The sequence below is a fragment of the Altererythrobacter sp. GH1-8 genome, from assembly GCF_043702085.1.
Classification (GTDB): Bacteria; Pseudomonadota; Alphaproteobacteria; order Sphingomonadales; family Sphingomonadaceae; genus Erythrobacter.
This window is the reverse complement of record NZ_CP171690.1, coordinates 999,937-1,011,129: the sequence shown is the minus strand read 5'-3', so window position 1 is coordinate 1,011,129 and position 11,193 is coordinate 999,937. Positions and strand designations below refer to the sequence as shown.

Annotated in this window: 9 protein-coding genes; all 9 read right to left on the bottom strand. The window is 57.3% G+C overall.

Translation table 11 applies throughout. The features are described from left to right. Nucleotides 1-6: 6 nt before the first annotated feature. The gene (locus ACG9DO_RS04960) at nt 7-537 is read right to left on the bottom strand and encodes a peptidylprolyl isomerase (protein WP_394730615.1); all 531 of its coding nucleotides are present in this window, start codon (nt 535-537) and stop codon (nt 7-9) included. Between the two features lie 73 nt (nt 538-610). Continuing rightward, nucleotides 611-2,875, bottom strand: coding sequence for a TonB-dependent receptor (locus tag ACG9DO_RS04955; RefSeq protein WP_394730614.1), 2,265 nt, complete (start codon nt 2,873-2,875; stop codon nt 611-613). 156 nt (nt 2,876-3,031) lie between these two features. Beyond that, complete coding sequence (locus ACG9DO_RS04950; protein WP_394730613.1) at nt 3,032-5,761, bottom strand: LuxR C-terminal-related transcriptional regulator; 2,730 nt, start codon at nt 5,759-5,761, stop codon at nt 3,032-3,034. 40 nt (nt 5,762-5,801) lie between these two features. Then, nucleotides 5,802-7,013 (bottom strand): amidohydrolase family protein, encoded by a 1,212-nt coding sequence (locus ACG9DO_RS04945; RefSeq protein ID WP_394731203.1) that lies wholly within the window; start codon nt 7,011-7,013, stop codon nt 5,802-5,804. 49 nt (nt 7,014-7,062) lie between these two features. Further along, on the bottom strand, nt 7,063-8,061 hold the full coding sequence (locus ACG9DO_RS04940) for a zinc-dependent alcohol dehydrogenase family protein (RefSeq protein ID WP_394730612.1): 999 nt from the start codon (nt 8,059-8,061) through the stop codon (nt 7,063-7,065). A 353-nt stretch (nt 8,062-8,414) separates the two neighbouring features. Continuing rightward, nucleotides 8,415-9,011, bottom strand: coding sequence for a thermonuclease family protein (locus tag ACG9DO_RS04935; RefSeq protein ID WP_394730611.1), 597 nt, complete (start codon nt 9,009-9,011; stop codon nt 8,415-8,417). A 173-nt stretch (nt 9,012-9,184) separates the two neighbouring features. After that, complete coding sequence (locus ACG9DO_RS04930; RefSeq protein ID WP_394730610.1) at nt 9,185-9,577, bottom strand: DUF2280 domain-containing protein; 393 nt, start codon at nt 9,575-9,577, stop codon at nt 9,185-9,187. 94 nt (nt 9,578-9,671) lie between these two features. Continuing rightward, on the bottom strand, nt 9,672-10,688 hold the full coding sequence (locus ACG9DO_RS04925; RefSeq protein WP_394730609.1) for a DUF3631 domain-containing protein: 1,017 nt from the start codon (nt 10,686-10,688) through the stop codon (nt 9,672-9,674). Between the two features lie 188 nt (nt 10,689-10,876). Further along, nucleotides 10,877-11,155: a hypothetical protein gene (locus ACG9DO_RS04920; RefSeq protein ID WP_394730608.1), complete on the bottom strand. Its 279-nt coding sequence runs from the start codon at nt 11,153-11,155 to the stop codon at nt 10,877-10,879. Nucleotides 11,156-11,193 lie beyond the last annotated feature (38 nt).

The window sequence follows — 11,193 nt, the reverse complement described above, 5'->3', positions numbered from 1 at the left end:
TTGGCGTCAGCACGCCTGATTTTCGTTCAAATTCCGGACCACGGTGAGCGGGATGGCCTCGCTCAAATAGTCTCTGCTTTCAGCCAGTTCGAAGATGCGCCTCAGCGTTTCGAAACCGCTTGTGACTTTCGCAAAGGCTGCAAATCCTTCACCGTCGGGTTGACGTGCTCCGCCATGATCCAGCTCAGGCTCGTCTCGCATGCAGATGAAGCAACTCGGATAGACTTCACCCTTGCCGTACCGCGCAGCTGAAACTGTCCACCGCTCATGCCTGAGGCCGCTCCTGTCCGTCCCTTCGTGGTCGATCCGATCCAACGGTACACTTCCATCATGATCGAGACCGAACTGGATGACTTCGATCGGGACTGAGGCACTGACCGAGGAGTTATCCCCCGTGAGGATCCGAAAGATGCTTGCATCGACAAACTGCGGTTCAGCGAATTTGCGCATAAAGTATGCGCAGGTTTGAGGTGCCGCAGCCTGGTCGAGTGCGATCTCGAAACAGCCGAAAGTGCAGATGAAGCGAAAGCTGTCCATGGCCCTAGTCCATCTTGCCTGGCTGGCAGGGCCACGACCGGTGATTGGTCGCCGTGGCCCTGCCGAGAGCCCATCAGAAATTAAACCGCAAATCGGCTCGGAACGCATCGGGCTGCCCGGCGTGGGCAAAGCCGCCTGTCACGAACTCCGAATTGTAGACTTCGTCAAAGATGTTGGATCCGGAGAGAGTGAAACTCCACCGGCCGTCCAGGTCCTCGATTCCGACCCGGGCGTTGAAGAGCTGGATCGCAGAGCGGTCCGTGCTGTTTTCAGGATCCCAGAATTGGCGACCACGGTTCTCGAAATCCCCGCGAATGAAGAAGCCAAGCGAGTTGGATATATCTGTGCGGTATTGCAGCCCGGCATTGATCGTATTGCTGGCAATGTAAGGCGCTTCGTTACCGACCAGCGCCGGATTGACACTGTACTGCTTGATCTCTGCGTCGGTAAAACTGAGGCCGACATAGGCTGTCAGGCCATCTGCCAGTTCTGTAGATCCTTCCAGTTCAAATCCCTGGATGTCGATTTCGTCGATCGGCACCAGCACCTGAGCGCTCACCGCACCGATGAACACGAAGTATGGCGCGTTGCTGAGGTCGGTCTTGTAGACAGCGCCACTGATGCTACTGCGACCACCTAGCTCTGCACGGAAACCAGCTTCAAGTGTTTCTGTCTCCTCCTGCGGCAGGACGTCGGAGACCCCGTTAACCCCCGCGCCTGCTGCGATTGCGCCGACCCCGTTCTGGTTGAACTGACCGCTTCGGAATCCCTTGCCCCACGAAGCATACAGCGTCGCCGCATCGCTCGGCTGATAGCGCAAGGTAACTTTCGGCTGGAAGAGGTCGAACGTCGCCCGATTGGTAGCTCCTGGAATGCCGACAGGAGCGATCACATTACCAGCCCCGTCATAAAGGCCCTGATCCGGATCGACATTCTGGACGCGCTTGTCCTTGTCATACCGGCCGGCAAATGACAGCTCGAGGGTATCAGTCAGATCGTATGCGGCGTTGAAGAACAGCGCCCATGCCTTGTTGTCATTGTCGTCGGCGATGAAACTGGTGAGCGGGTTTGATGCATTGGTCACAGGTTCGCGACGAATGCGGATGATGCCCTGCTCGAGATCATTCATGATTGAGGATGCCACAAAGCGCTTGGTTTCAAGATAGTATCCGCCCAGCATCCAGCGGAACGCCTGGTCTGATTTCGAAGTCAGGCGGACTTCCTGGCTGAAGGTCTCGACCTCGAAGAACTGCGATTGCGTCGCATCGAAGAATGGAAACGCTGGTGAAGGTGTGATCTGGCTCGCTGCGGTGTAAGGGAACTGGTCGCTCCCGGTGCTTTGCGTGATCTTGTCATAGGCGGAAACGAGTTTGAGGTCCGCAAAGTCCAGATCGACGTTCACACGCAGGGACAATTGGTCGATATCCCGATCATCCAGACCCAGATTGTTGGCGTAGAAAGTACGCTGCACCAGGTCCGCATCGTTGATGGTAAAATCGAACGCGGTCGGAAGACCGGTCGCAGGATCAACAATGGCCGGCTGGTAACTGTAGTTGAGCGAGCCGGCATCAGTCCGTACCAACGAGCCGCGCAGGTCAATCGTTACCGTGTCTGAAGGCAGAAACCGCAAATGCCCCCGCAGTGCGATGTCCTCCAGCCCGTCGACCTTCTCACCTAGAAAATCATTGTCGAGATAGCCTTCGCGGTCAACGTACTTGGCAGAGATGCGAAACAGCACGCTATCTTCCACGATCGGGCCGGCCAGAGAAACTTCGCCGCCGAACTCATCGCCGGTCCCGGCATGGAGATTGACGTAGCCTTCAAACTCATTCGAGGGCATTTTGGTGTTGATGAGGATTGCACCGCCGGTCGCATTCCGACCATAGAGCGCACCCTGCGGACCGCGCAGGACTTCTACGCTTTCTAGGTCGAAAAGCGGCTGGTCAAAGGTAATGGAACTCGTCTGCAAGACACCATCGATGACCACTGCGACAGGCGGTTCACCATTTCGCGTCTGCGAAAGACCGCGGATGGAGATGAAGTTTGTCCCTGCATCTTGAGCATTCGAGAATGTTACGCCTGGCGTTAGCGCAATGAAGTCGTCAACCCGCTGGATATTGGCGTCAGCGATCGCCTGAGCATTGAACACCGTTTCTGAGATTGGAACATCGAGCAGCGACTCGTCGCGGCCGCGCGCCGTTACAATAATGACGTTGGCTGCATATTCGTCTTCATTTGCTTCAACGTCTGTGCTCTGGGCGCTGGCAGGAACGGCCAGCACGGCTCCCCCCAGCGAAACAGCAGTGGTCAAAAGCATCGCGCGCAACGAATTCCTCATAGTTTCCTCCCTGATGAGCGGTATCGCTATTGAGGAAGGTATATCAGTGCTGACAACATAAGTGCGCGCGGCGGCGGGTAGCTGTGGGTCCTGCCGAGAGTAGGGCCTGCGCCCTCCACTACCCGTTCGGGTAGGTGGTAGCCGCAAGAGATGACTTCACTCGATCAGCTTTGCTTCCCGGGCCTTGGCAATGGCCTGCGTACGACTGTTGACGCCAAGCTTCGCATAGATGTTCTTGAGGTGGAATTTTACTGTATTTTCAGTGAGTTCGAACCTTCGCGCGATTTCCTTGTTTGATCTGCCAGAGGCCAGCTGTTCGATAATCTCGTGTTCGCGAGCGCTGAGCAAGTCATCGTCGGACATCGACCGGAACGAGCGTCTCCGCTTTGTGATTTCTGACAGAAAGTTCACAAGAAGGATGCTCTCCTGCTTGAGCCCAAGATCGGTCTTCACCCCTGCTAGGATCGATGTGATCGGCTCCAGCCCGATAAAAGGCCCGGAAATCCTCTGAGGAGCGGCCAGTTCCAAGGCATCGCGGAGCGCAGCGATCGCCTTGTCCTGTTTATCGAGCTGCCACAGCAGCAAGGCTTCCGACACGAGCAAACGCGACGTAAAGAAACTCGCGCCGCGTTTTCGGGCGTCGGAGATCGCACGATTCAAAGCGCTCTCCGCTATCGAAGGGGACATCATTCGCGCGATCGCGAGGTTGCAGATCGCCATGAAGTGGTTCTGCCAATCCCGCGCCGCAGTGGTCAGGTCATGCGAACCAACCCATTCTGAAATGTCCTTGGCGAGCCGGCTTACCTCCTGGGAGTGACCGCGCAGATAGGCAGCGCGCATCTTGAGGATCTTCGCTTGCCGCTCCAGCCGGGTCAGCTTGCGCCGCTGGGCGAGGCGCAACATCCTGTCACAGAATTCGGCTGCAACACCGAGCTCACCATGTTGCTCACAGGCAGCGAAGGCTCCATCGAGCCCGACCATGTAGATTTCAGTCCAGCCATCATTGCTTTCGATATGCGCCAGAGCCTTGGAGAAGCCACCAATATCTTCCTGGCTGGTTTCACCTGACCAGGTTCGGATCGAATACTCGATCACTTGCGCCATCCGCTTCAATCCGCTGTCAGAGCCGAAATTATTTTCAGCGAGCTCCAGCGCCTGCGTCACGTTTGCTTTCGCGAGGTCGAACCTGCCGCGGTATAAGGCCAGAGTTGCCGCATGGATGTAACAGTAGTTCAGGCCCAGCACCGAGCCACTTTGCCGCATCTCGCGAAAGGCCAGTTCAAGACAGTCTTCGGCTCTTTCCAGCTCGCCGGTCGAAAACAGCGCGATCACCGCCTCGCATAACAAGGTCCCGGCTTCGAGCGGCGTCCAGTCGTCGAGCTGGCTTGGCATATCGCGTGCTGCCGTTTCGAGGGTCCATTCTCGCCTGTCCTCATAAGCGCCCAGCATGGAACCGACGAGCCGCTGGTCACGCCGGTAGATATCTCCGCTGTCAGCGGAGCGCAGCACATCCGAGGCATCCAGAAGCCCTCGCGCTTCCTCGTACTTGCCGTCCTTGCAGAGCAGGTACGCCTTCGCGAGCATCAGTCGCGCGCTGCTCGAAACAAGATGTTCCGGCGCAAGCCTGAGGAGGGTCCGCATCACGTTGATGCCTTCAGTCAGAATAATGGACCATCCACCCGCATCTAGGATCAAGCGCTCGACCAGCGCATCGTCCTCCGCCAATCGGGCGTAGCGTACGGCTGGGATCAGTTGACCTTGAGATTCGTACCAATGGCTGGCCGCGCGGTGGATTTCGATCGCTCGGTCGGGCGCCTCAGCCCGCAGGGCTTCGCGCAGATACTCCGCCACGAGATGATGCAGTCGCACCCATCCCCCCCGTTCACCGGTCGGAACGAGTAAGGCATTCATTGGATCGAGCTCGCGCAACAAGGCAAGACTGTTGCGAGTGCCTCGCACAGCGTCGGCCAACTGGGCGTTGAACTGGTCGAGCACGCTGACATCCAACAGGAATTCACGCACATTATTTTGCAGCGTGTCGAGGACCTGGCGGGTTAGATAGGACGCAATCAATCCGGAGGAGACTTCCGGCTTAAGGGACATTTCAGGTTTCGCCTGTTTTTGTACCCGGGCAAGCTGAACCGCCACCGGCCAGCCTTCGGTTAATTCGAAAATCTCCTGCGCTGCCGTTTCCGCGATATCACCCCCTAATGCATCGCGAGCTTCCTCCTGCGTGAGCCTGAGCTGTTCAGCCCCAATCTCCGCGACATCACCCGACGCGACCAGGCTCGCAAGGTCGATGTCAGGCGCGGCACGACTGTTGAGCACAAGCGAGAAGTTCTGGGGCGCTTCACGGATCATCTGCTCCAGGAGGTTTTCCGTCTCAGGTGAAGCAGCCAGATGCATGTCGTCTAGGATCAGGATGCACGGGTAATCGAGCCCTGCGATCCGCCGCATCAGGCTGCTTAAGACCACCTTCGGTCGGGATTCTGGGAACGCGTTGCGCGCGGCTGCTTCGAACTGGTCGAGCTCCACACCAGCGGCGGCGAGAGCGAGAGTCACATAGGCAAGAAATTGCTCCGGGGAGGTGTCGGACTCATCGAGGCTCAGCCAGCCATAGACCCCGTCGCCACCCTGTTTTGAGGTGTACCATTGGTAAAGCAGCGTGGACTTACCAAAGCCAGCGGGGGCGATGAGAAACACGGCCTTTGCTGAAAGCCCTGCTTCCAGCCGCTCGACCAAGCGGAAGCGATCGACAAGGTCGATATTCGGCCTGCTTGGCTTGAACTTGTTCGTGACGATCCAGCTCTCTTCCCCACCAAGGTCGTCTTCATCCGCCATCGCGTCCCATTCGCCTCCCACTCGCATGGGGCGATAGCGCGTCACGAGCCCTCACGCCAGAGCGGCGCCAATGAGAAGGCCTGAGTCACAGGCTCTCCGTCAAGCTGCTCTTTACCACCGATCCGTCCTTGATGATGGCGGGCATGTGCCGGCCCTGATCCTGCAAGACCGCGAGATCTTCCAGTGGGTTTCGCTCCAGCACCAACAGGTCGGCGATAGCTGCTTCTTTGATCACTCCCAATTCACCTTCTCGCCGCAGGATCTCAGCGTTAATTCGTGTGGCTGAATGGAGAACCTGGGCCGGACTTTCGACCCGGCCGCGAATGAGAAATTCGCGCGATTGGTGGTCGAAGCTGTCGCCCAGCAAGTCCGTGCCGAGGCCAAGCTTGACCCCTGCCTCGCGGCATATCCGGATCGATTGCAAACCTGCTTCGCGCACTCGCGAAAGCTTATCCATCATCGACGCGCTCCAGCCGTTTTCTTCAGCGGTGTCCGCCAGGACTTCATAGGTAACCAGCGTCGGCACAAGGAACGCCTCCTTCTCAGCCGCCAAGGCGGCGGTTGCTTCGTCGATCATATTGCCATGCTCGATGGTGCGGACCCCGCACTCCAGAGCCACCCGAATTGCATCAGCCCCATAGGCGTGCGCCATCACGTAGGTGCCGCGCCGCTGCGCCTCTTCCACGATTACGCTGATTTCATCAGGGCTGTACTGATTGCGCTCAAGCGGATCGTGGGGAGACGAAACTCCGCCTGAAACCATGATCTTGATCTGGTCGGCGCCCTTGCGCAGCTCCTCGCGCACCGCTTTTCGGACACCGTCGATGCCGTCGGCAATGCGCGATGTGAAGGCGAGCGCGTGCTGACAATGACAGATGTCACGGTCATCTGTCAGCGAGCGGAAATCCCCGTGGCCGCCGGTCTGGCTCAAAGCGCGGCCGGCAATGAACAGACGAGGTCCAGCAATGAGGCCGTCTTCGACTGCCTGCTTGATCCCCCAATCGGCGCCCGCTGCGTCGCGCACTGTAGTGAAGCCACGCAGGAGCATGCCTTCCAGGATCCGGCCTGCCCGTGCACTCATGAGTGTCGGTGGCACTTCCCCAAGGCGCGCAAAGTTGGCGTCTGCAAGGAAGGGGTGAACATGGCAATCAATCAAGCCAGGCAGAACATAGCGCCGATCGCAATCGATTACCTCGCCTGCATTCCCTGCGAGTTCGTATCCGATGGCGGCGAACCGCCCTCCAGCGATCCCAATGTCGACCGGTCCAGAGACACTCTCGGCTTCGGGATCGACCACCCGCGCATTCTTCAGGAGTAAATCGAATGGCACTGGCTAGCGCTCGCACTTACCGGCCAGTTTCCACCAGGACTTTGCCATGGCTGCTCCTCTTGCCTCTGAGATAACGCCACGCGTCGACATATTCCTCCATCGGGAAGACCTTGTCGACGCGGGGTTTCAATGCGCCGCTTTCCAGCGCCTTAGTGACGAAGTCCACACCGCGCTTTTGGCTTTCCAGGTCTTCGACATAATTGAATAGCGAATAGGCGTGAAACCAGAGGTTCTTCTGGTACATCGCAGTAATCGGTGGAGGCGAGAAGCTTCCCTCCAAGCCCCCATAGAGCATCAGCTTGCCGCCCTTCGCCATCGCGTTCGCATAGCGCTCCATGAAATTTCCTCCGACAGGGTCAAATGAAGCGTGCACGCCGACGCCATCCGTCACTGTGTTGAGGAAAGCTTCGAGATCACTACCGTCATCGACGAAAACATGGTCTGCTCCTAGCTCGTGCAGATAATCGCGATTGGCTTCCGATCGGGTCGTGCTGATGATCGTGGCACCCTTCAGCTTGCCGATTTCGATCCCGGCAGAGCCCGCGGTGCTCGTTCCCGCTGGAACAAGGATGTTCACGCCTGGCGCCGCGCCGCCCAGCTCGGCGACCGGGTAATACGCCGTCATGAATTGCATCCAGACTGAAGCTGCTTCGACGGGGGACAGCCCCGCTGGCGCTTTGGCAATATAATTGCTGTCGATCAGCATGGTATCTGCGCTTGCACCGCGCATGTCGTAGAAATACGGCAAGGTTCCATAGCGGCCGCCGATTTCGATGCCTGTTACGTTGGACCCAACAGCTTCGACAATGCCGCTTGCTTCGACACCAACTCTTGCTGGCAGCGACGAAAAGCTGAAAGAATAGAAGTCTTCCATGAGATCGGCGTCGCCCCAATTCAACGCAAAGGCTTCGACTCTAAGCCGGACATCGTTAGGGCCCGGTTCCTGTTCTGCGCATTCGCGTAGTTTGAGCGCCTCGAATCCCTTGTACTCATCAAAAACCCATTCCCGGCCCATCGAGGCATCCTCCCTTTGATTTCAGGCAAGGGCATAACCTGCACTGCACATCTGCACACCCTACCCGAACGCGTAGGCGATTGATCGAGGACACTGGGACGCCAGCGAACTAGACTTGATGATGCACTCAGGATCCAAGGGAATGAGTCAGCAAATCGCATTGTTCAGGATGAGATCGGACAGTGCGCCATCGGCCTAGTTTCAGATGTGGTCTGCTCGGGGACCCGAAGTCAGGATCTAATTCCTTGAAATGGCTGAAGCGGCGCTGACTTGCCGGGAATTGGGCCCTCTACGGGGCCCCTCCCGGAACGCCTCCAGCCGTACAAATGTCATCACGGATCGACCCCTGGCCGCTAGCACCAAGGCTCTCGCCTGCCAGACCAGGTTCTCGCCAGGCCCTCCTGGACTAGCATGTCCCCGATCGATTGGCCCCCGCGCGTGAGAACACGCAGCTTGCGGCCGTATTGATCCTCGTCGCGAAATCCAATTGTCTCGACACTCCAAGGCCCTTCGTTGAGGAGATCGCGCAAACGGTAGGTGGCCCGCATTCCCAGTTGGTATTCCGCGTCGCACTGAGGCTGGCCGATCTCTGGCGTGTCGATGTCGGCTATCCTGATCTTCTCGCCGCGTAGCCAGATGGTATCGCCATCAACCACGCAGGTGACGCGTTGGCCCTCACCGCAAAGCGACATTCTTGGCTGTTGTTCATCGGACGAAACAGCCGCCATCAACGGCTGGATTGCCTCCTGGCCTTGGCCTGTTGTGATGGGCCAAAGCCAGACGCCACCGCCGGCCACCATAACGCTCGCTGTGAAAGCTATGCCCGCCAATTTGAAGGTCCTCCAGTTCTCTTCGCGCCTGCGCTTTTCCTTGAGCTTGCGGCCTAGACGAATAGGCACCGCCTTGAACGGGCGTTTGAACCCAGTCTGTGAAGACTTCTTGCTCGGCATCAGATCTTGGACTTAGCATTACTGCTTAGATCACTTCCAGCTACCTGGAGAGTTAAGGCGCGTGACACTCCAAGAGCGTTAGGTCAAAGATAGCCAAAGAGGTACGTTTATGAAGCGCGGCATCTCACCTCGGCTGGTGCCGCCATTGACCTAATGGCGATGCATTTCATCCATTACCGCTGATACCAATCACCCACGTCTTTGGCAGCGGTCTCGACCGCCTTCCGGATTAGTTCAGCGGCCGCGAATATGTCTTCTCCACCAGCGGCCATGATCTCCATTGCCCTATCAATCGTCTGCTGCAACTGATCCAATCTATAGGCTTTGTGCGCGATCGCGACCTTGCCAATCTCTTGACCATATCGCTTTCGAACGGCCGCGTGGTACTCGAGCCATTTATACGACGCTGCGAATTGGAACGACGCAGGGTCATATGCTCGCACATGTCTCGGGGTAAGTTTGACCCCAAACTCTTTCTCGATCAGTTCGACTACTCTTGGAGGACTTTCGAAGCAGGCAAGGTGCTCCACAATCCGCTTTTTGATGGCTTCCGGCAGGCGTCTCATGAGGTAAGTCCAAGGTAAGTTGTTGACGTGGATCCACGTGGCCTACGTGCTTCCAAACAAAGCAGGGCAGCACCGCAACAGAAACAAACCCGCTTCATTGCGTGTCGCCTGTTACGTTTGTTACGTCTTCTTTGGCGACTGCCTGCTCTTCCTCTGGCTTTGGCAATTCAGGCAAATAGCGATTCCAGACATCATGTAAGTCCTCCCGGAGATATCCCCTAAGTGGCCCAAAATCGGTCCGAATAGGTCTGGGCCTAACACCGTACGGGCGAAGAAACGCAGCCAGCTTACGGTCATCAAGCGGTTTACCCCGCCAGTCCCCCCAGGGGGCCTCTTCATCGCTGTTGAGCGCCTCCAATATCTCTACCGTTGGCATCTTTTCCTTGTCGCCAAAGACCTGACGAATGTCACACAAGAGGCGGACTCCTATGCTCGGTGTCGTTTTCTTTGAATCCGTAACAAGCGTAACAGCCGCAACTCGGGCTCGCATTTCCCATTCCTCTCCAAACGTTGTCGCGATGGCCAGCAGTGGCTCCCAGAGGTCAGCATCCCGGTCGGTGATGCCATCTGGCATCAAGGGGCGAAGGGTTCGCAATCTTGCCACGTGGCGCTTTGCCCAAACTGCGAGCCTATCTCGAAGCTCGTGCCCTATCCGGTCATGGTCCCTACACCGATACGGTTCTACCTTTTCTTCTCGGCTTCGTCGCCTCATCCTAACCAAGATCGAGCGGGTGCGAATGGTGAGTGGAAGCTCATCCAATCCAGCAAGCGCAACCGCGCAGTAGGCTGGCAGCTCTTCGGTTTCTATTTGACGTCCTCTAAGAACACATCGGCCTGCCACCGCTCCCTTTCTGTGCCCGGCATTGAGAAGCCCTCGGATCTCCTCGTTGCCTTTGGCCTTAGGCCCAAAGATCGTGTCAATCTCATCAAAGAGGACGGTGGGTGGGGACGCATCATGACCCACCTTGCGGAAGAGATATGCCGGCGTAACATTGACCGCCTCAACAGCGTTCGGGACAAGGGTCCCACTCACTTCAAGAGCACGTGTCTTCCCAGATCCGGGCTCTGGAGACAGAAATGCGATCCGGGGGGTGGATTCCCACGCATCCATCGCGTGCGTATGTGCAATCCAAAGAGCGTGGGCATCGGCAGCCTCTGCACTTGGATAAACGATAAATCGACACAAATGCTGATGCACTAAATCCAGCAAGCAACGATCGGATTTTTCTATGGGCGCAACGGGCATCTTAATGATCCTCCCCGATGCGTTCTTCCTTCGTGCACGATGTTGATCGGAGCTCATGTCCTGGGACCTTCCATATCAATGCGCTCAGCCTGAATCGCCGTGACAAGCAGGCGCCGAAAGAAGGTGTTCAGGTCTTCCAACTCGACTTCGATAGCAGGCGAGTAAATCCAGAGCGTGATGTAGTCAGAAGCGATCCAAGCCAGTTGCCTGGCTGTATCGCTTTGGGTTGCCCGGATCATGCCGCTGGCTGCGTTCCTGTAGGATCGCATCTTGGCTCGTATCGCGTATTCCTCTTCACCTATGCCCGGAAGGAAGGTGCGGATATCATCCAAAGGGAAAGGTGATGGTTGCTGATCGTGAGAGCCCTGCA

Excerpts from the sequence above, each read along its gene's own strand:
- ACG9DO_RS04960 (WP_394730615.1), bottom strand. The coding sequence starts at position 537 with ATGGACAGCTTTCGCTTCATCTGCACTTTCGGCTGTTTCGAGATCGCA.
- ACG9DO_RS04955 (WP_394730614.1), bottom strand. The coding sequence starts at position 2,875 with ATGAGGAATTCGTTGCGCGCGATGCTTTTGACCACTGCTGTTTCGCTG.
- ACG9DO_RS04940 (WP_394730612.1), bottom strand. The coding sequence starts at position 8,061 with ATGGGCCGGGAATGGGTTTTTGATGAGTACAAGGGATTCGAGGCGCTC.
- ACG9DO_RS04935 (WP_394730611.1), bottom strand. The coding sequence starts at position 9,011 with ATGCCGAGCAAGAAGTCTTCACAGACTGGGTTCAAACGCCCGTTCAAG.
- ACG9DO_RS04930 (WP_394730610.1), bottom strand. The coding sequence starts at position 9,577 with ATGAGACGCCTGCCGGAAGCCATCAAAAAGCGGATTGTGGAGCACCTT.
- ACG9DO_RS04925 (WP_394730609.1), bottom strand. The coding sequence starts at position 10,688 with ATGGATGCGTGGGAATCCACCCCCCGGATCGCATTTCTGTCTCCAGAG.